The 18,982-nt window shown below is 61.2% G+C and carries 17 protein-coding genes; 3 read left to right on the top strand and 14 right to left on the bottom strand.

All coding sequences use genetic code 11. The features are described 5' to 3' along the window. Window positions 1-87: 87 nt before the first annotated feature. From APH34_RS16900 to APH34_RS16885, 4 genes are all read right to left on the bottom strand, one after another. Window positions 88-1,494 carry a pitrilysin family protein gene (locus APH34_RS16900; RefSeq protein WP_054902178.1) on the bottom strand — a complete coding sequence of 469 codons (1,407 nt, stop codon included), beginning with the start codon at window positions 1,492-1,494 and terminating at the stop codon, window positions 88-90. 30 nt (window positions 1,495-1,524) lie between these two features. Next, the gene (locus APH34_RS16895) at window positions 1,525-3,183 is read right to left on the bottom strand and encodes a Na/Pi cotransporter family protein (RefSeq protein WP_054902177.1); all 1,659 of its coding nucleotides are present in this window, start codon (window positions 3,181-3,183) and stop codon (window positions 1,525-1,527) included. 230 nt (window positions 3,184-3,413) lie between these two features. Continuing rightward, window positions 3,414-4,184 carry a TerC family protein gene (locus tag APH34_RS16890; protein ID WP_054902176.1) on the bottom strand — a complete coding sequence of 257 codons (771 nt, stop codon included), beginning with the start codon at window positions 4,182-4,184 and terminating at the stop codon, window positions 3,414-3,416. Window positions 4,185-4,252: 68 nt separating this feature from the next. After that, complete coding sequence (locus APH34_RS16885; protein ID WP_054902175.1) at window positions 4,253-5,560, bottom strand: CitMHS family transporter; 1,308 nt, start codon at window positions 5,558-5,560, stop codon at window positions 4,253-4,255. Between the two features lie 268 nt (window positions 5,561-5,828). Here APH34_RS16885 and APH34_RS16880 point away from each other — a divergent pair, with 268 nt between their 5' ends. After that, window positions 5,829-6,230 (top strand): GFA family protein, encoded by a 402-nt coding sequence (locus APH34_RS16880; RefSeq protein WP_054902174.1) that lies wholly within the window; start codon window positions 5,829-5,831, stop codon window positions 6,228-6,230. A gap of 38 nt (window positions 6,231-6,268) precedes the next feature. Here the strand turns inward: APH34_RS16880 and APH34_RS16875 are convergent, their stop codons facing one another. From APH34_RS16875 to APH34_RS16830, 10 genes are all read right to left on the bottom strand, one after another. Beyond that, the gene (locus tag APH34_RS16875) at window positions 6,269-8,227 is read right to left on the bottom strand and encodes a DUF4105 domain-containing protein (RefSeq protein ID WP_054902173.1); all 1,959 of its coding nucleotides are present in this window, start codon (window positions 8,225-8,227) and stop codon (window positions 6,269-6,271) included. Then, entirely contained in the window at window positions 8,224-8,544 is a 321-nt protein-coding gene (locus APH34_RS16870; protein WP_012316830.1) for a DUF2388 domain-containing protein, read from the bottom strand. Before APH34_RS16870 ends, APH34_RS16875 begins: the two co-directional genes overlap by 4 nt. A 36-nt stretch (window positions 8,545-8,580) precedes the next feature. Beyond that, on the bottom strand, window positions 8,581-8,883 hold the full coding sequence (locus tag APH34_RS16865; protein WP_054902172.1) for a DUF2388 domain-containing protein: 303 nt from the start codon (window positions 8,881-8,883) through the stop codon (window positions 8,581-8,583). Window positions 8,884-8,972: 89 nt separating this feature from the next. Continuing rightward, complete coding sequence (locus tag APH34_RS16860; RefSeq protein ID WP_054902171.1) at window positions 8,973-9,290, bottom strand: DUF2388 domain-containing protein; 318 nt, start codon at window positions 9,288-9,290, stop codon at window positions 8,973-8,975. Window positions 9,291-9,594: 304 nt separating this feature from the next. Then, complete coding sequence (locus APH34_RS16855) at window positions 9,595-9,810, bottom strand: DUF1127 domain-containing protein (protein ID WP_023378057.1); 216 nt, start codon at window positions 9,808-9,810, stop codon at window positions 9,595-9,597. A 393-nt stretch (window positions 9,811-10,203) separates the two neighbouring features. Then, window positions 10,204-11,697 carry an acetyl-CoA hydrolase/transferase family protein gene (locus tag APH34_RS16850; protein ID WP_054902170.1) on the bottom strand — a complete coding sequence of 498 codons (1,494 nt, stop codon included), beginning with the start codon at window positions 11,695-11,697 and terminating at the stop codon, window positions 10,204-10,206. Window positions 11,698-11,888: 191 nt separating this feature from the next. Next, on the bottom strand, window positions 11,889-13,325 hold the full coding sequence (locus tag APH34_RS16845) for an NAD(P)(+) transhydrogenase (Re/Si-specific) subunit beta (protein ID WP_054902169.1): 1,437 nt from the start codon (window positions 13,323-13,325) through the stop codon (window positions 11,889-11,891). A gap of 2 nt (window positions 13,326-13,327) precedes the next feature. Beyond that, entirely contained in the window at window positions 13,328-13,642 is a 315-nt protein-coding gene (locus APH34_RS16840; protein WP_003256966.1) for an NAD(P) transhydrogenase subunit alpha, read from the bottom strand. A gap of 11 nt (window positions 13,643-13,653) precedes the next feature. Continuing rightward, window positions 13,654-14,775 (bottom strand): Re/Si-specific NAD(P)(+) transhydrogenase subunit alpha, encoded by a 1,122-nt coding sequence (locus tag APH34_RS16835; protein ID WP_054902168.1) that lies wholly within the window; start codon window positions 14,773-14,775, stop codon window positions 13,654-13,656. Window positions 14,776-15,194: 419 nt separating this feature from the next. Then, on the bottom strand, window positions 15,195-16,112 hold the full coding sequence (locus APH34_RS16830) for a LysR family transcriptional regulator (protein WP_054902167.1): 918 nt from the start codon (window positions 16,110-16,112) through the stop codon (window positions 15,195-15,197). 162 nt (window positions 16,113-16,274) lie between these two features. Here APH34_RS16830 and APH34_RS16825 point away from each other — a divergent pair, with 162 nt between their 5' ends. Together APH34_RS16825 and APH34_RS16820 are read left to right on the top strand one after the other, a co-directional pair. Next, complete coding sequence (locus tag APH34_RS16825) at window positions 16,275-17,456, top strand: acyl-CoA dehydrogenase (RefSeq protein WP_054902166.1); 1,182 nt, start codon at window positions 16,275-16,277, stop codon at window positions 17,454-17,456. A 14-nt stretch (window positions 17,457-17,470) separates the two neighbouring features. Then, window positions 17,471-18,691, top strand: coding sequence for a CaiB/BaiF CoA-transferase family protein (locus APH34_RS16820; RefSeq protein WP_054902165.1), 1,221 nt, complete (start codon window positions 17,471-17,473; stop codon window positions 18,689-18,691). Window positions 18,692-18,982: the final 291 nt, after the last annotated feature.

Below are 18,982 nucleotides of genomic sequence, written 5' to 3'. Positions count from 1 at the left end.
ATACGACGGGAGTGAGGAGGTGGCTGTGCCGGCCTTTTCACGGTAAAACCGCGACAGGGCCGGTACTGGCCAAAGGATACCGCTGAACTACCGCTCCCGTGTAGCACCGCTGGGTCGTTCAGGCGTCTGCCGACGCTTGCGCAGCAATCCTGCCGCCAGCAACACGCCAAGCAGCAAGGCAATCAGGCCGTACAGTTCGTCATACCCCAACAACGGCTTTTCGATCCGCAGATAACCCTCGTCCTTGAGCAACGCCTTCAGGGCATCGTTGGCCTGCTCCAGGGTCACCTCGCGCAGCTTGCGCGCTGGGTCGGCAAAGCGTCCGTTGTTGTAATCGTTCAGCGCACCCCAGTAGTAATCGGCCAAGGCGCTGTTGCCCTGGGTGGTCCAGCTTTCCCTGGCGACGGCGGCATCCTTGATACGGGCGAAGGTGTCCGCATCCAGGCCTTGCTTGCGCAGGTGGTCGAACAGCTGCTGCATCAGGTTGACGGCGGCGTTGACGTCATCGCGTTCAAGGTCGGCATTGAGGCTGAGCATACCGCTGTCGCCGAAGCTTTCGCGCTGTACGGAAGGACCGTACGACAGGCCATTGCGCAGGCGCAGCTGGTCGTACAGGGCCCAGTCCAGATAGCGCGAGAGCAGGTCGAGGGTCTGCTGGTGGTCGTTGTCCAGCACCGGTTCGATGAACAACCAGTGCAATTTGACACTGTCACCGACAAAGCCGCGGGTCAGGTCACGCCGCTGCTCTGCTTGCTGGCTGATGGTTTCCAGATCGCGCCGCTCCTCCGGCTCGGTGGCGGGCAATTCGCCAAAGGTGCGTTCCAGATAGGCCGGCAGGAGGCGGTCGAGGCCACCGACCATGATCAGGGTCATGTTGTTGGCGGCATACCAACGGTCGCGCAGGTTCTGTACCTGCGCCAGGGTCATGTCATCGAGGTCGGAACGCTCCGGGCATTTCAGGCCCAGTTCGGTGGCCAGTTGGTCGCTGGCAGGGTGGCCGATGTCCTGGCGGTCGAGCCAGCGTTGCAGGTGGCCATAGTGGCCACCGTCTTCGCGTTCGATGATGCGCTTGGCGGTGGCCAGGGCCTTGGCGTCGATGCGGGTATCGCGAAGCACCGCCAGTAACAGGTCGAGTACCTTGCGCTGGTTGCGCGCCGGGGCTTCGATGACGAAGGTGGTGTCGGCGCTGCTGGTATAGGCATTCCACTCACCACCCAACGCCTGCAGGCGCTCCTCAAGGCCACCCTCGCCGCTGTCGTCGATACCGCTGAACAACAGGTGCTCGAGCAGATGCGGCAGTTCTTTCTGCTCGCAATCGAAGTCGTCCAGGCCTACCCCTACCACCAGGCGGATCGCCACATGATCCCGTTCATACCCGGACTTGAGAATCACCTGCAGGCCGTTGGGTAACAGGTAGCCCTCTACCCGCGAGCGATCGAGGGCAAGTGAAGGGAGGCTGCAGATCAGCAGGCAAACGAACATCAGGCGACGCATGGGCGAGCTCGAGTCTCCAGGAAGGCGGGGTCAGGACAGGTTAGCTTCGTCCGGCACGCTGTCGAGCATCAGCCCGCCCGTGTCCGAGCCACCTAGTACCACATAGGCACTGCTGCAGAACAAAGAGTTCAAACGTTTCATGTCAGCAATCAGTTCCAGGTGCAGTGAACTCGTCTCGATACTCTGCACCACCTTGCGCTGCAGACGGCTGACATGGGCATGGGCCAGGCGCCTTTCCTGGGCGCGGAAGCGTCGCTTTTCACGTAGCAGCAAGCGCGCGCTTTCCGGGTCGGCGCTGAGGAATACCGACAGCCCCAGGCGCAGGTTGGCCAGCAATTGCTCCTGCAGGCCGGTCAGTTCTTCCAGGCCGACTTGGGAGAACTCCCGACGCTGGCTGGTCTTCTGCTGCTGCACCTTGCGCAGCATGCGCTCGACCAAGTCACAGGCCAGCTTGAGGTTGATCGCCAGTTCGATGATTTCGGCCCAGCGTCGGTTGTCCTGGTCGCTGAGGTCCTCCCGCGGCATTTGCGCCAGGTACAGCTTGATCGCGCTGTACAAGGCGTCGGCGTCCTCACCCAAGGCGCGCACCTGCTGTGGCAAGGCCGTCTGGGTGCCACGCAGGGCGTTGAGCATGGCTTCGAGCAGGCTGTCGACAATATCGCCCAGGCGCAATGTCTCGCGCGCGGCATTGGCCAGTGCCAGGCTGGGGGTGGTGAGTGCCGAGACGTCGAGGTGCCGGGGGCGTATCTGGCCGTTGCCGTTTTCGCGCTCGGGCAGCAGGCGGTTGCACAGCCGACCCATGGGGTTGACCGTGGGGAGCATGATCAAGCAGCGCAGCGTGTTGTAGAGCAGGTGAAAGCCGATGACCAGCTCCTGGGGGCTGAAACTCAGCGAGTCCATCCATGCCACCAGGGGGTGTAGCACCGGGATGATCAGCACCAGGCCAATCAGCTTGTACAGCAGGCTGCCCAAGGCCACGCGCCGGCCAGCGGCGTTCTGCATGCTGGTACTGATGAAGGCCAGCAACCCACTGCCGATGTTGGCGCCGACCACCAGGCCGATGGCCACCGGCAGGCTGATGACCTCTGCGCCGGCCAGCGTGGCGGTCAGCAGTACGGCGGCCAGGCTTGAATAGGTGATCATGGCGAACAGTGCGCCAACCAGGGCATCGAGCAGAATGTCGCCCGTCAGCGAGGCAAACAGCACCTTCACTCCCTGGGCGTGGGTGATCGGCGCAGCGGCCTGCACGATCAGCTCCAGTGCCAGGATGATCAGCCCCAGGCCAATCGCCACCCTGCCCAGTTGGCCGGCACGCGTCTGCTTGCGTGACAGGAAGAAGATCACGCCAAGAAACACCAGCAGCGGCGAAAGCCATGACAGGTCCAGGGTCAGCACCCGCGCCATCAATGCCGTACCGACATCGGCGCCGAGCATGATCGCCAGGGCCGGTGTCATGGCCATCAGGCCCTGGCCCACGAAGGAGGTGACCAGCATGGCGGTGGCGTTACTGCTCTGCACGACGGCGGTCACGACGATGCCGGCGATGAACGCCAGGGGCCGCCGGTTCATGTTCTGGCTGAGCACCCGTCGCAGGTTGGACCCAAATACGCGCAGGATGCCGGTACGCACGATGTGCGTGCCCCACACCAGCAAGGCCACGGCGGACAGCAGGTTGAGCAGGGTCAGCATGGTCTAGCCCCCCTTTTTTATCGTCGCTCCAAAAGCGGAGCCAAACAGGTGAAGCCGTGAGCCTGGCCCGGGGGTGGGCAATATTTCCCAGTGCTCACTCAAGCTTTAGTTGTTTTGCAGACCTGGCGCCAGCTTGGCATGGTCGGCAAACATTTGAAATATTTCTGTCATGAAAGCTTGCGCATAAAAAAAGGCCCGGTTGAGGGCCTTTAGGTTCAGCGCTCCCGGTCTTATTGACCTGGGATGTCCTTGCGCAGTTTCACTGGATCGTGGTCCTTGCCTCCCTTGCGCGCCAGGGCGGTACGCATGCGGATGTTGATGGCCTCCACCGCCAGCGAGAAGGCCATGGCGAAGTACACGTAGCCCTTCGGAACATGGACGTCGAAGGATTCAGCGATCAGCACCGTACCCACGACGATCAGGAACGAAAGTGCGAGCATCTTCAGCGATGGATGCTTGTCGATGAAGTTACTGATGGCACCGGCGCACAGCATCATCACCAGCACTGCCACCACGATCGCGGCGATCATCACCGGTACGTGCGAGACCATGCCCACAGCAGTGATGACCGAGTCCAGGGAGAACACGATGTCGATAATGGCGATCTGAATGATGGTGTAGAAGAACTTGCCCCCTGCGCCCTTGGGCTCATCCGAGCTTTCCTCCTCGCCTTCCAGGCCGTGGTAGATTTCCTGGGAGCTTTTCCACAGTAGGAACAGGCCGCCAAAGAACAGGATCAGGTCCCGGCCGGAGATGCCTTGGCCGAACACCACGAACAGGTCGGCAGTCAGGCGCATGACCCAGGTGATCGACAGCAGCAGCATGATACGGGTGACCATGGCCAGGGCCAGGCCGAAAATCCGGGTGCGTGGCTGCATGTGCTTGGGCATGCGGCTGACCAGGATCGAGATCATGATGATGTTGTCGATCCCGAGAACGATCTCAAGCGCTGTGAGGGTAAAAAAGGCAACCCAGATTTCCGGGCTGGTCAGCCATTCCATGTGTATTCCTTCGAACGATAATGGCGATGCGCCCGGACAGGCGCATCGCGTGGGGTAATGCGGGTTTACTAGAGACTACTGAACAGCGGGAAAATGCCCATCAGCAACGCGGCGAACATTATGCACAGGCATACCAGCACTGCCCACTTGAGGGTGAAGCGCTGATGATCGCCGAATTCGATGCCCGCCAGGGCCACCAGCAGGTAGGTCGAGGGTACCAGCGGGCTGAGCAGATGTACCGGTTGCCCGACGATCGACGCACGGGCCATTTCTACCGGGCTGATACCGTAGTGGCTGGCCGCTTCCGACAGCACCGGCAGCACGCCGTAGTAGAACGCATCGTTGGACATGAAGAAGGTGAACGGCATGCTCACGATCGCAGTAATGACGGCCAGGTAAGGGCCCAGTGCTTCGGGGATGACCGCCAGCAGGCTCTTGGACATGGCCTCGACCATGCCGGTGCCTGACAGGATGCCGGTGAAGATACCGGCGGCGAAGATCAGGCCGGTCACTGCCAACACGCTGCCGGCATGGGCGGCGATACGGTCCTTCTGCTGCTGCAGGCATGGGTAGTTGACGATCATGGCGATACTGAACGCGATCATGAACAGCACCGGCAGCGGCAGCACGCCTGCAATCAGCGCCACCATCAGGGCGGCGGTCAGGGCGCCGTTGAAGTAGATGAGCTTGGGCCGACGGGCTTCCGGGAACTGCGATACGGTAATTTCGCTATGGTCGATGTCGTCGGTGGGCAGGTGCAGCTCGCCCAGGCGGGCACGCTCACGCTTGCCGTACAGATAGGCGATGGCCAGGATCGCCAGCACGCCGAAGACCATGGCTGGGATCATCGGTACGAAGATGTCCGACGGGTCCACGTGCAGGGCGCTGGCAGCACGGGCAGTCGGGCCGCCCCATGGCGTCATGTTCATTACCCCGCCGGCAAGGATGATCAGCCCGGCCATGATTCGTGGGCTCATGCCCAGGCGGCTGTACAGGGGCAGCATGGCGGCGCAGCAGATCATGTAGGTGGTAGCGCCGTCACCGTCGAGCGATACCACCAGGGCCAGTACGGCAGTACCCACGGAGACCTTGAGTGGGTCACCCTTGACCAGCTTGAGGATCTTGCGCACGGCCGGGTCGAACAGGCCGGAGTCGATCATCAGGGCGAAGTAGAGTATGGCGAACATCAGCATCACGCCGGTGGGCGCAAGCTTGCTGATGCCCTCGAGCATCATCGGGCCGATCTTGGCGGAAAAACCACCGAACAGGGCGAACAGGATCGGTACCAGGATCAGCGCGATCAAGGCCGACAGGCGCTTGGTCATGATCAGGTACATGAAGGTGATGACCATGGCAAAGCCGAGGAAGGTCAGCATGGCAATACTCCAGGCGTAGCGCGGCGAAAGGAATGTCGATTCGGGCGGATCAGCGCGTCGGGCGCTGCGCGGGGAGCAGGCGGAGGGGGACTACGAGAAGGCGGGCACAGGAAAACATCAGAATCACCATTGTTGTTGTTGATTTGGGCCGGGCATGGAAATCTCCGGGTGCCCTGGCTAACCGGTCTTGTGCCGGTGGTGAGCGCTATCCTATGAGGGCAAGCTTTCAGCCAGCTTTCGCTGAGAAATGGGCGACAGGAGGTAGGTGATGCTGGATGTAACCGAAGGTGGGTGCCACTGTGGCGCCTTGCGGTATCGATTGCAGGGCGATCTGACAGACATCGCCCATTGCCATTGTTCTATTTGTCGGCGGGTCAGCGGCGGCCTGGTGGTCACCTGGCTCACCCTGCCCCGCTCAGGCTTCCGATGGCTGGCCGGCAGGCCGCAGTGCTATATGGCGCCGGCCACCTGCAAGCGCTATTTCTGTGGCGAGTGTGGCGCACACGTGGCGTTGGTGACCGAGCACAGCCCGGGCAGCATCGATGTGACGGTGGCGACACTGGATCATCCTGAGCAGGTGCGGGCGCAGCGGCATATCTGGACCGGCAGCCGCTTGCCCTGGCTGCACCTGGATGAAGACTTGCCAGGGGAAGTGGAAGAAAAACTGTAGCCTTTGGTGATGCCCATAGAGCCCTACCCGCAAGGGCTCTATGGCAGTTGCAGGCCCCCCGCAGCCTTGTGCAGCGCCCGCAGATGCTCCCCCACCTGCTTCACATTGGCCTCGACTGCGGCAATTTCCCGGGCCCGGGAAGGCTCCAGTAGCGCCCTCACCTCTTTGTCCAGGTCGGTGCTCAACCTTAGCAACTGGGCCTGGCGCTCAGTGCTGACCTTTTCCAGGTGCTTGCGCTCATCCGGCTGCGGCAGCCCATAGCCCTTGGCATCCAGCAGCTCCGCCGGGCGGCTGAGGAAGCCACTGTTGGCGAGCATCTGTTTCAGGGTCTGGTCGGCTTTGTTGATACTGCCATCCTTGAGTGCGGCCGCATTCAGGTAGCGCTGTTTGACCTCGTCCTGGGCCAGCAGCAACTGGCGACGCAGGCTGGCCTGCTCGAGCAAAAGCAAGGCGGCACTGGTACGCAGGTCGGCTTGTGCGAACCAGCCACGGCGCTGTTCGGCGTCCAGGGCCAGCCAGTCCTCGACTTTGTCTTGCTTGATTGGCAACTGTTTCTTCAATACGTCGAACATGGCCTGGTAGCGGTCCCGATAGGAGTCGAACCGGTAGCCCAGGCGCAGTGCCTCACGTGGGTCGTCAAGCACGCTGGTATCGGCCAACCCCCTGCCTTTGAGGACTTCGAGCAAGCCGTTGGGCATGATGCTGTCGAGGTCATTCAAGCGTGGGTTGGCGGTGCCGCTGCGCAGCAACTTCAGCGATTCCACTGCGCAGTTGTTGGACAGGAAGTAGTAGTTGCCGTCGTAGCTCCAGTGCATTTCGGCGGCCTGGCGTACCAGGTTTTCGATCTCACTGCGGGTGAGCTTCAAAGGGATCGAGGCCAAGCTGCGCAATTCGGTCTTGGTGTACTCGTCGATCACCTGGCCAAGAGGCAGTACGAACAACCGTGACGGGTAGGCGCCGACCAGGCCATCCCAGCTCGAAAGCTGCACGTCGTTGACGAATGCCCGATACGACAGCACCAGGTGCTGGTCGAGGTCCAGGCGGCAATCCGGCCCGCGTGGCCGCCCAGGCTTGCAGATCACCAGGCGCAGCATGCTGTGGCCCCAGCGGCTGACCCAGTTCTGATTGGCTTCGGCCAGCAGGTAATCCACCTCATAGACCCGTTCCGGGTCGATCTCACCCAGCGGTTGGCGGGCGAAATCGCTGCCAGCGTTGAGAAATGGCAGGCCTTTGGCGCAGTTGTTCTGTTGGGGCGCCCAGCCGAAGTGGTCGCGCAGGTACTGGTTGAGGGCCGGGCGGCGGCAGCCATAGCTCGGGTCGAGGAGGAAGTACTCCATGTTGACCGCGATGAACTCCTTGGGGCTGCTCAGCTCGTAGCTGTCGGGGCTGCGCACGAACTGGCCGTTGTGCTGTTCGCGCTCGCCGCGACGGCCGACGTATTGCTGCCAGCCGGCCAGGTCGAGCAGGCGTGGGTCATCGCTGAGGGTGAAGCGCCGTTCGGCCTGGCCGCGGCAGTCTTCCGGCAGGCCGACCTTGCCGAGCGATCCTTGCTGGCGCTTGCAACGGGCGATCAGGGAGCGCTCCGCGCTGGGCCAGAGGCGAGCGCGGTCGTAGATATGGGTGAGCTCATGCAGCACGGTGGCTAGCAGCTCTAGGCGCACCGTGCCATGGGGCCGCTGGGTGGCCTCATGCGCAGCGCTGCCGTCTGCCAGGCTGGGCAGCAGACGACGGTTGAGCTCCAAGGTCGAAACCACAGATGCCTGGCCATAGGCATCGGCCGGCATGTTGTCGCTCCAGCTGACCAGAATGCGCCGGTCAAGCTGCTGCTTGAAACGTGGAGGGAGCTTGTTCAGCGCCTCGTCCAGCAAGGCCTGGGTGGCTTGGACCTGTTGTGGTTCCAGGCCGGACGCCTGCAGCGTGAGCTGCAGGTCGGCCATGGCGGGCGTGCCGAGCAGCGTCAGGGCGCAGCCGAGCAGCCAGGCACGCACACGGTTCACAGCGCGAGAATGGCTTCGGCCAGCACCTGGTCGCTGGCGCCGCGCGCTTCGGGTACGCGCTCACGCAGGGTATTGAAAGCAGCTTCGAGCTGGGCGCCACGGATATCGCCGTTACTGGCGACGAAGCTGGCGGCATCGTCATGGGCCTCACGCACGACCTTGGAATCGCGGATCGACGTGGTGGTGTCGGACGTGAAGTCGATCGAGCGGCCAAAGGCACGCACGATGATGTTGCTGGTGGCCACCAGAGTCTGTGCCTGGGCCAGGTCGGCCAGCAGCAACATGCCGAGGGTAGCGGCGATCAGCGGTTTACGCATGGAGCATCTCCGGAGCATACAGGGAGTCAAATGTGGTTATTGGACGAGAATTGCCTCTGCCAGTTCAAGGTCGCCGACAGAGTGGTGACAGTTGTGCCGCAGCGCATCCAGCGCGGCTTCCAGGCGTGCACCGCGGATCATGCCATCGCTTGCGACAAATGCAGCGGCATCGTCGCGTGCTTGCCTGACCAGCTTGCGGTCGAACGGGGCGGTAGTGACCTGGCTGGTTACGTAGCCTGTGATGACCAGGCTTTGCGTAGTGGTGTCCATGGCCTGGGCGCGGGCGATCGCCAACGGCATCGCCATGGCGGTGAAAAACAACGGCAACAGATAACGCATGGGCTTTCTTACGGCTGGAATCGTGATGGGTGCAGGCTACAGCAGTTGCGCAGACAACGGCCAAGGCCCTTGCTGCGCATGGCGCGGAATCAAAGCGCCAGGATGGCTTGGGCCAACTGTGCATCGCTGGCTTGCAGTGCTGGCATGCTTGAACGGATGTGCAGGAAGGCGCTTTCCAGCTTGGCGCCGCGAATCGCGCCCTGGCTGCCAACGTAGCTGGCGGCGTCGTCGCGTGCCGCTTGGACGATCTTGTCATCACGGAACGATGAGGACAGGTCGGAAGTGGCGTCGGTGGTAGCGGCAACGGCACGTACCACGGCATCGGTGGTGACGACGAAGCTGCTGGCGTTGGCAGCGCTGGCCAGGCCGAGCAGCAGGGCGGCGCCAATCAGGTGATTACGGAACATGGTCGTGGACTCCTGGAAAAGGGTCGGGTGGGTCTGCTTATCGGACGCTCACAGGGTTCGTCGCGGTACTTTTGAACAGATGGTTTCTACCAGACTGTTAAGCCAAGCGTATCACGCGGCGGTATTTGCGGAGGTTAATGGATGGCGCGCAAACAAACTGTGTCGGCCATTAATGAAATATTCAAAACTGCACCTGTCGGTGCATCAACCGCTCTAGCGCGCGGCCCAGGCAATAAAAAACCCGCTGCAGTTACCTGCAACGGGTTTGGAATTCGCGGTGCCGGACTAAGCCGGCAACCGATGCTTAGCGCCAGAACGGCTTGCTCAGCTCTTCGTAACGCTGCGATTCGCTGATACCGGCGTCGGCCAGCAGGCGGGCGTCCAGGCGAGCCAGTTGACGGCGGCTGGCCATGCGACGCTGCCACAGCAGCAGGGTGGAGAGCGCGCGCAGCGGCAGCGAAGCGTTAGATTGCTGTGCGTTGTTTTCGAAAACCAGACCGGAACTGAGGGTACGTTCCATGATGCTTCATCCTTCCGCTTGTGGCGGGATTAGGTAGTGATTTAACTGATGCCAATGATCCTCCTCTGTTGTCCATAACAGTAGATACAGTTCAACAGTAATGCGATAGGCCAGTTAACTGTTTAACCGTACTGTTGCACTCGAAACTGGCGCAACTGTACTGGTGCGCACGATTATGGTGCATTTTTCTGTCATATGACCGCGGGAGTAAAGAGAGGTCAGCAAAATAACCAGTACAGTAGTACAGTTATTTTCGAGTTGGTGAGGTCACTGTTACGGCACGGGGTTGCAGCACCGCTTTTCAACGCAAAAAAAGGGCCGCACAGCGGCCCTTGGGATGGCTGGGGCTGGTGGTGCAGCCCCGTCACGACGCCAGGTCGTGATTACAACCGATCAGCTAGCGAGCATGCGCCCAGATTCTTCCAGGTTCTCATGCCAGCTCAGCGCTTCACGCAGAATGTGTGGGGTGTGGCCACCGCGTTGGCAGGCGCGATCGAAATAGTCGTTCAACGCGGCGCGGTAGTCCGGATGCACGCAGTTGTCGATGATCGCACGAGCCCGCTCGCGAGGCGCCAGGCCGCGGAGGTCGGCCAGGCCTTGCTCGGTTACCAGAATGTCGACGTCGTGCTCGGTGTGGTCGACGTGGCTGACCATCGGCACCACGCTGGAAATCGCGCCGCCCTTGGCGATCGACTTGGTAACGAATACCGCCAGGTGGGCGTTGCGGGCGAAGTCGCCGGAGCCACCGATGCCGTTCATCATCCGGGTGCCACAAACGTGCGTGGAGTTGACGTTGCCATAAATGTCGAACTCCAGCGCGGTGTTGATGCCGATAATACCCAGGCGGCGCACGACTTCAGGGTGGTTGGAGATCTCCTGCGGGCGCAGCACCAGCTTGTCCTTGTAGCGCTCCAGGTTGCCGAACACGTCAGCGTTGCGGCGAGTCGACAGGGTGATCGAGCTGCCCGAGGCGAAGCTCAGCTTGCCAGCGTCGATCAGGTCGAAGGTCGAGTCCTGCAGTACTTCGGAGTACATGGTCAGGTCTTCGAACGGCGACTCGATCAGGCCACACATCACCGCGTTGGCGATGCTACCGATGCCCGCCTGTAGTGGGCCGAGCTTGTTGGTCATGCGGCCAGCGTCGACTTCGTTCTTGAGGAAGTTGATCAGGTGGTCGGCGATGGCCTGGGTTTCTTCATCGGGCGGCAAGACGGTGGACGGCGAGTCTGGCTGGTCGCTGATGACGATACCGACGATCTTGGCCGGGTCGATTGGGATGGCAGTGCTGCCGATGCGATCATCGACCTTCACCAACGGAATCGGGGTACGGGTCGGACGGTAGGTCGGGATATAGATGTCGTGCAGGCCTTCGAGGTTGGCGTTGTGCGACAGGTTGATCTCGACGATCACTTGTTTGGCGAAAATCGCGAAGCTGGCCGAGTTACCTACCGAGGTGGTGGGCACGATGTGGCCTTCTTCGGTAATGGCGACGGCTTCGATGACCGCGATGTCCGGCAGTTTCAGCTGCTGGTTGCGCAGTTGCTCGACGGTTTCCGAAAGGTGCTGGTCGATGAACATGACCTGGCCGTCATTGATGGCCTTGCGCAATGTGCTGTCGACCTGGAACGGCATGCGACGGGCCAGCACGCCGGCTTCGGTCAGCTGCTTGTCGAGGTCGTTGCCCAGGCTGGCGCCGGTCATCAGGCTGATTTTCAGTGGCGACTGCTTGGCGCGTTCGGCCAGCGCATGCGGCACAGCCTTGGCTTCGCCGGCGCGGGTGAAACCGCTCATGCCGACGGTCATGCCGTCCTCGATCAAACCAGCGGCATCAGCCGCACTCATTACCTTGCTGTGCAGGGAGGACAAGCGGATACGATCACGGTACATGGATTGTTATCTCGGGCTACTGAAGCTACTGCAGCGCAGTCTAGAGATTTCGCCCGGCGCCGTCCCACGACCATGGTCGTATGAGAAGCCCTGAAATAGAGCCGTTGATCTGGATCAGCCAAAATGAAAAAAAGCCCCGGAAAATACTCACCGGGGCCTTCTTATCGCGTGCAGCGTTCGAGGCGAGAGCGTTACTCGACGGCCTTGACCATGTCTTCGATGACTTTCTTCGCGTCGCCGAACACCATCATGGTCTTGTCCAGGTAGAACAGTTCGTTATCCAGGCCGGCGTAGCCGCTGGCCATGGAGCGCTTGTTGACGATGATGGTCTTGGCCTTGTACGCCTCGAGGATGGGCATGCCAGCGATCGGCGACTTTGGGTCGTTCTTCGCTGCCGGGTTGACCACGTCGTTGGCGCCCAGCACCAGCACGACGTCGGCCTGGCCGAACTCGGCGTTGATGTCTTCCATCTCGAACACTTGGTCGTAAGGCACTTCAGCCTCTGCCAGCAGCACGTTCATGTGCCCAGGCATGCGCCCTGCCACCGGGTGGATCGCATACTTCACCGTGACACCGTTGTGGGTCAGTTTCTCGGTCAGCTCCTTGAGCGCGTGCTGGGCGCGTGCGACGGCCAGGCCGTAACCTGGAACGATGATCACGCTGTCGGCATTGCTCAGTAGGAAGGTGGCGTCGTCAGCGGAACCGGACTTCACCGGGCGCTGCTCCTTCGCACCTGTAGTGGCGCCTGCGTCGGCATCGGCGCCGAAACCGCCGAGGATGACGTTGAAGAACGAACGGTTCATCGCCTTGCACATGATGTACGAAAGGATCGCACCGCTGGAGCCTACCAGCGAGCCGGCGATGATCAGCATCGAGTTGTTCAGCGAGAAGCCGATCCCGGCCGCCGCCCAGCCCGAGTAGCTATTGAGCATCGACACGACGACCGGCATGTCGGCGCCCCCGATCGGGATAATGATCAGCACACCCATGATGAAGGCCAGGACCAGCATCAGGGTGAAGGCGCTGTAGTGGCCGGTGAAGGTGAACAGCAGGCCCAGCGCGAGGGTGGTCAGGCCCAGGATCAGGTTCAGCTTGTGCTGGCCGGTGAACTGTACGGGTGCTCCCTGGAACAGGCGGAACTTGTACTTGCCCGACAGCTTGCCGAAGGCGATCACAGAGCCGGAAAAGGTGATTGCACCAATGGCTGCACCGAGGAACAGCTCCAGGCGGTTGCCGGCGGGGATTGGGTCGCTGATGACGGCAACGATGCCCATGGACTGCGGTTCGAGCACTGCGGCGATGGCGATGAACACTGCCGCCAGGCCAATCATGCTGTGCATGAAGGCGACCAGCTCCGGCATCTTGGTCATCTCCACGCGTTTGGCCATGATCGAACCGGCGCAGCCGCCGATCAGCAGGCCGACGATGACGTAGCCGATGCCGGCGGTCGCCAGCTCTGCACCCAACTTATAGATGAGGCCCACCGTCGTGAGGATGGCGATCCCCATGCCGATCATGCCGAACAGGTTACCGCGCCGGGAGGTGGTCGGGTGCGACAGGCCCTTGAGTGCCTGGATGAAGCAGACCGAGGCGACGAGGTAGAGAAGCGTTACCAGATTCATGCTCATGCTTACTTCTGCGCCTCGTTCTTGGTTTTCTTCTTGAACATCTCAAGCATGCGCCGGGTGACCAGGAAGCCACCGAATACGTTCACTGCGGCCAGGGCCACTGCCAGAGTACCCATCAACTTGCCCGCAGGGGTTACGGTCAGGGCGGCTGCCAGCATGGCACCGACGATGACAATCGCCGAAATGGCGTTGGTGACCGCCATTAACGGTGTGTGCAGTGCCGGCGTGACGTTCCACACCACGTGATAGCCCACATAGATGGCCAGCACGAAGATGATCAGGTTGTAGATGCCATGGGAAATCAGCATGTCTTCCATTGTCGTGCTCCTTAGCCGTTCTTGCGGACGATCTGACCGTCGCGGCACATGAGGCAGGCCGCGACGATGTCGTCTTCGAGGTTGATGACCAGCGCGCCGTCCTTGTCGAACAGCAGCTTCATGAAGTCCAGCAGGTTGCGGGCATACAGGGCCGAGGCGTCTGCACCTACCTGCGCGGGCAGATTGGTCGGGCCGACGATGGTCACGCCGTTTTCCATGACCACCTGATCGGCGACGGTCAGCGGGCAGTTACCACCTTGGGCGGCAGCCAGGTCGATGACCACCGAGCCTGGTTTCATCTGCGCCACGGTTTCGGCACTGAGCAGCGTCGGTGCCTTGCGACCGGGAATCAGTGCGGTAGTGATGACGATATCGGCCTGTTTGGCGCGTTCGTGGACCGCTTGGGCCTGGCGTTGCATCCAGCTGGCCGGCATCGGCCGTGCATAGCCGCCGACACCTTCGGCGCAGGCGCGCTCCTCGTCGCTCTCGTAGGGCACATCGATGAACTTGGCCCCCAGCGATTCGATCTGCTCCTTCACTGCCGGGCGTACATCCGACGCCTCGATGACCGCGCCGAGGCGTTTGGCCGTGGCGATGGCCTGTAAGCCGGCAACCCCTGCGCCCAGGATCAGCACACGGGCAGCCTTTACGGTGCCGGCGGCGGTCATCAGCATGGGCATGAAACGGGGGTAGTGATGGGCGGCCAGCAACACGGCCTTGTAGCCGGCGATGTTGGCTTGGGACGACAACACGTCCAGGCTCTGGGCGCGCGACGTGCGAGGTGCGGCCTCCAGGGCGAAGGCGGTGATACCGCGCGCTGCCATCTTGGCGATCAGTTCGCTGTTGAAGGGGTTGAGCATGCCCACCAGCACGCTGCCGCTGTTGAGCTGAGCCAGTTCCAGGTCGTCGGGCGCGACAACCTTGAGGACCAGCTGGGCGCCATAGGCATCTGCGGCACCGCCCAGGGAAGCGCCCACGGCCTCATAGGCACTGTCCGGAATGCTGGCATTGAGGCCCGCCCCCCGTTGGACCGTGACCTGATGGCCTTGGGCAATCAGTTTTTTGATCGTTTCCGGGGTCGCAGCGACCCTTGTCTCACCGGTCTGCGTCTCGAGAGGAACACCAATGTGCACGACTATTTCTCCTGCGGTGACCTTTTTGTCTTTATAGAAGCCAGCGCACTTCGGATGGTGCGCGGGGTTGGCTATTGAATGCCAGCCCGCCGAATCCTGGGCGGGCGGAGCATTTTGCAGACGAACCCAAAGGGCTTCAACCGGTTCTGGAGCGAAACGAAGTTAAAACTACAAGTCACCCTGTGACCGTATGTCGCAACAATTGGCTCGCAGCCCATCAAGCATGGGCTATTGGCAGATTAGGGGAGATTTGGAATTTTTTTGCGATGATTTCGCAGATTGGCTGTTCGTGGTCGTAAAAGCCTCTGAAGCCCGCGTGTTCACGGGGCTGAAAGTGGTTTTTCGTTTAACCCGAACAGTTGTCTTAAAAGCGACAAAAAAATATATCTGTAGGTGTTTAAAATAATTGACTACAAAAGTCAGGCAGGCGCTTCGCCCTTGTGAGCGGCGATATACAGCTGTGACTGGGCCAGTAGCCAGTCACGGAACGCGCGCAGCGAGGCGGACTCCACTTTGCGCTCCGGGATCATCAGATAATAGGCCTTGGTGCTGGACAGTGCGTGCCTGTTAGCGACCACCAGCCTGCCCTCCTCCAGTTCGCGCTGGATCAGGAACGGCGGGATCAGCGCAACCCCCATCTCATGCATGGCGGCTTGGGCGAGCATGGAAAACAGTTCATAGCGCGGGCCTGTCATGTCGCCGGCGATGGTCATCCCGAGGCCGTTGAACCACTGGCGCCAAGCGTAGGGCCGAGTGGTCTGTTGCAGCAGCGGGAGGTTGGCAATGCGTTGCGCATCAAGCAGGCCCTGCCCGCTCAGCAAGGCCGGGCTGCAGACGGGCATGGGGTTTTCGCCCATCAGGCGATGAGAGTGAGTGCCCGACCAGTCGGCATCACCGAAATAGATGGCGGCGTCGAAGGGCGTGTCGGCGAACAGGAACGGGCGGGTGCGGTTGGTCAGGTTGACGGTGACCTCCGGGTGGCGGTGCTGAAAATCCTTTAGCCGCGGTAGCAGCCACTGGGTGCCGAAGGTGGGGACTACGGCAAGTTCGATCACGTTGGCGCCCTGCTGGCGCATCACCGACAAGGTGTCACGTTCCACCGCATCGAGCTGCGTGGCGACCTGGCGGCTGTAGGACAACCCCGCTTCGGTCAGCTTCACGCCGCGCCGCGAGCGGCGGAACAGTTCCACGTTGAGGAACGTTTCAAGGCTGCCGATCTGTCGACAGACGGCACCCTGGGTCAGTGCAAGCTCCTGGGCGGCCTTGGTAAAGCTCTCGTGGCGCGCAGCCGCTTCGAAACAGACCAGGGCGGTGGTGCTGGGGATCTTGCGGCGCATGTACGTCAACCTCACTCGTATGGCTGTTAACAGGGCGTTCTGGTGTATCACGAAGTGATAAATCATCACTAGTGCGTGCGCAATCCTCGTTTGTCCCCGCTGCCGATCAAGCCTAGGATCAATGGCACAAGAATCTGCTCCCAATTTCCGAGGATTTTGCTCATGGCCGGTAAAGCAAGCTTCAACTGGATCGACCCGCTGCTGCTTGATCAGCAGCTCACTGAAGAAGAGCGCATGGTGCGTGACAGCGCTTATCAGTTCGCCCAGGACAAGCTGGCGCCGCGGGTACTGGAGGCTTTCCGCCATGAGCAGACCGATCCGTCGATTTTTCGCGAAATGGGTGAGGTTGGCCTGCTGGGCGCGACCATCCCCGAGCAGTACGGCGGCAGTGGGTTGAACTATGTGTGTTATGGCCTGATCGCCCGTGAGGTCGAGCGTATCGACTCCGGCTACCGCTCGATGATGAGTGTGCAGTCTTCGCTGGTGATGGTGCCGATCAACGAATTCGGCACCGAAGCACAGAAGCAGAAGTACCTGCCCAAGCTGGCCAGCGGCGAGTGGATCGGCTGCTTCGGCCTGACCGAGCCTAACCATGGCTCCGATCCGGGTTCGATGATCACCCGCGCGAAAAAGGTCGACGGTGGCTACCGCCTGAATGGCAGCAAGATGTGGATCACCAATAGCCCGATTGCCGACGTCTTCGTGGTCTGGGCCAAGGATGATGCTGGCGATATCCGCGGCTTTGTTCTTGAAAAAGGCTGGGAAGGCCTGAGCGCGCCGGCGATTCACGGCAAGGTTGGCCTGCGTGCATCGATCACCGGTGAAATCGTCATGGACAACGTGTTTGTGCCGCAAGAGAACATCTTCCCTGATGTGCGCGGCCTTAAAGGCCCGTTCACCTGCCTCAACTCGGCCCGCTATGGCATCTCTTGGGGCGCCTTGGGTGCGGCTGAAGCCTGCTGGCACACCGCTCGTCAGTACACTCTGGACCGTCAGCAATTTGGCCGCCCGCTGGCAGCCAATCAGCTGATTCAGAAAAAGCTGGCCGACATGCAGACTGAAATCACCCTCGCCCTGCAAGGCTGCCTGCGCTTGGGCCGTATGAAGGATGAAGGCACCGCTGCAGTGGAGATCACTTCGATCATGAAGCGCAACTCCTGCGGAAAGGCGCTGGACATCGCACGCATGGCCCGTGACATGCTCGGGGGCAATGGCATCTCCGACGAGTTTGGCGTGGCGCGCCACCTGGTCAATCTTGAAGTGGTGAACACCTATGAAGGTACCCATGATGTGCATGCGCTGATACTGGGGCGTGCGCAAACCGGCATCCAGGCCTTCTACTGATAAGGAGCCTGTCCATGGGCGCGCTATCTCATCTGCGGGTGTTGGACCTTTCCCGTGTACTGGCTGGGCCATGGTCTGGTCAGATACTGGCGGACCTGGGGGCGGACGTGATCAAGGTCGAGCGGCCCGGCAGTGGCGACGATACGCGCTCATGGGGGCCGCCCTTCCTTAAGGATACGCAAGGCGAGAACACCAGCGAGGCGGCTTACTATTTGTCGGCCAACCGCAACAAGCGCTCGGTGACCATCGATTTCACTCAGCCACAAGGGCAGCGCCTGGTGCGCGAACTGGCTGCCAAGTCGGACATCGTCATCGAAAACTTCAAGGTGGGCGGGCTGGCAGCCTATGGGTTGGACTATCCGAGCCTGAAAGCGCTCAACCCCACGCTCATCTATTGCTCGATCACGGGCTTCGGGCAGACCGGGCCTTATGCCAAGCGCGCGGGTTATGACTTCATGATTCAAGGGCTGGGTGGGCTGATGAGCCTGACTGGGCGCCCTGACGGTGAAGAAGGTGCAGGGCCGATGAAGGTGGGCGTTGCGCTCACCGACATCCTGACGGGGTTGTACTCGACCGTAGCGATCCTGGCCGCCCTCGCCCATCGTGACCAGGCCGGTGTGGGACAGCATATCGATATGGCGCTGCTCGATGTGCAGGTGGCGTGCCTGGCTAACCAGGCAATGAATTACCTGACCACGGGCAACCCGCCTCGGCGCCTGGGTAATGCACATCCTAATATTGTGCCTTACCAGGACTTCCCGACGGCCGATGGCGATTTCATCCTTACCGTGGGTAACGATGGCCAGTTCCGCAAGTTTGCCGAAGTGGCGGGGCAGCCGCAGTGGGCGGACGACCCGCGTTTTGCAACCAACAAGCAGCGAGTGGCCAACCGTAGCGAGCTGATTCCGTTGATCCGTCAGGCTACGGTGTTCAAGACTACGGCGGAATGGGTCAAGCAGCTGGAGGCTGCGGGTGTGCCCTGTGGGCCGATCAATGACCTGGCGCAGATGTTCCAGGACCCGCAGGTGCTGGCGCGTGGCCTTGCAGTCAGTATTCCCCATGCGCTGGGTGGGCAGGTGCCTCAGGTGGCTAGCCCTATACGGCTATCAGAGACACCGGTGGAGTACCGGCGTGCGCCCCCGCTGCTCGGTGAGCATACCGAGGCTGTCCTGGCGGACGTGCTGGGGTTGGGTGCTGAGGATGTTGGGCGTTTACGCGCCGCTGGTGTGCTGTGACGTCATAGGGAGTGCTTGCAAAGCGGGGAGGCCGACAGGCCTCCCCGCTTTGCGCTTGGCGATTTTGCAAGTTATTGAATTTAAAGGTTGACGGGGTTTCGAATCCCCTTATAATGCGCCCCACTTCCAGCGTAGTCGGAACGAGAAACTCCTTGAGATTCAACGAGTTAATCAATCCAGGTAGTGCTGGAGGTGCTTCGGTCGTCTGATCGGTAGCGGTTGAAGCGGTGGTTGACAGCGCTTCTAAACGCTGTATGATTCGCCTCCCGCTGCAAGAGATCGCAGCGAGTC

The organism is Pseudomonas sp. NBRC 111131, from assembly GCF_001320525.1.
Lineage (GTDB): Bacteria > Pseudomonadota > Gammaproteobacteria > Pseudomonadales > Pseudomonadaceae > Aquipseudomonas > Aquipseudomonas ceruminis.
The sequence above is the reverse complement of the archived record's forward strand: the minus strand, read 5'-3'. Positions and strand labels throughout refer to the sequence as shown.

Coding starts and splice junctions, on each gene's coding strand:
- APH34_RS16900 (WP_054902178.1), bottom strand. CDS start 1,494: ATGCGTCGCCTGATGTTCGTTTGCCTGCTGATCTGCAGCCTCCCTTCA.
- APH34_RS16895 (WP_054902177.1), bottom strand. CDS start 3,183: ATGCTGACCCTGCTCAACCTGCTGTCCGCCGTGGCCTTGCTGGTGTGG.
- APH34_RS16890 (WP_054902176.1), bottom strand. CDS start 4,184: ATGGAATGGCTGACCAGCCCGGAAATCTGGGTTGCCTTTTTTACCCTC.
- APH34_RS16885 (WP_054902175.1), bottom strand. CDS start 5,560: ATGCTGACCTTCCTCGGCTTTGCCATGGTCATCACCTTCATGTACCTG.
- APH34_RS16880 (WP_054902174.1), top strand. CDS start 5,829: ATGCTGGATGTAACCGAAGGTGGGTGCCACTGTGGCGCCTTGCGGTAT.
- APH34_RS16870 (WP_012316830.1), bottom strand. CDS start 8,544: ATGCGTAAACCGCTGATCGCCGCTACCCTCGGCATGTTGCTGCTGGCC.
- APH34_RS16865 (WP_054902172.1), bottom strand. CDS start 8,883: ATGCGTTATCTGTTGCCGTTGTTTTTCACCGCCATGGCGATGCCGTTG.
- APH34_RS16860 (WP_054902171.1), bottom strand. CDS start 9,290: ATGTTCCGTAATCACCTGATTGGCGCCGCCCTGCTGCTCGGCCTGGCC.
- APH34_RS16855 (WP_023378057.1), bottom strand. CDS start 9,810: ATGGAACGTACCCTCAGTTCCGGTCTGGTTTTCGAAAACAACGCACAG.
- APH34_RS16850 (WP_054902170.1), bottom strand. CDS start 11,697: ATGTACCGTGATCGTATCCGCTTGTCCTCCCTGCACAGCAAGGTAATG.
- APH34_RS16845 (WP_054902169.1), bottom strand. CDS start 13,325: ATGAGCATGAATCTGGTAACGCTTCTCTACCTCGTCGCCTCGGTCTGC.
- APH34_RS16840 (WP_003256966.1), bottom strand. CDS start 13,642: ATGGAAGACATGCTGATTTCCCATGGCATCTACAACCTGATCATCTTC.
- APH34_RS16830 (WP_054902167.1), bottom strand. CDS start 16,112: ATGCGCCGCAAGATCCCCAGCACCACCGCCCTGGTCTGTTTCGAAGCG.
- APH34_RS16825 (WP_054902166.1), top strand. CDS start 16,275: ATGGCCGGTAAAGCAAGCTTCAACTGGATCGACCCGCTGCTGCTTGAT.
- APH34_RS16820 (WP_054902165.1), top strand. CDS start 17,471: ATGGGCGCGCTATCTCATCTGCGGGTGTTGGACCTTTCCCGTGTACTG.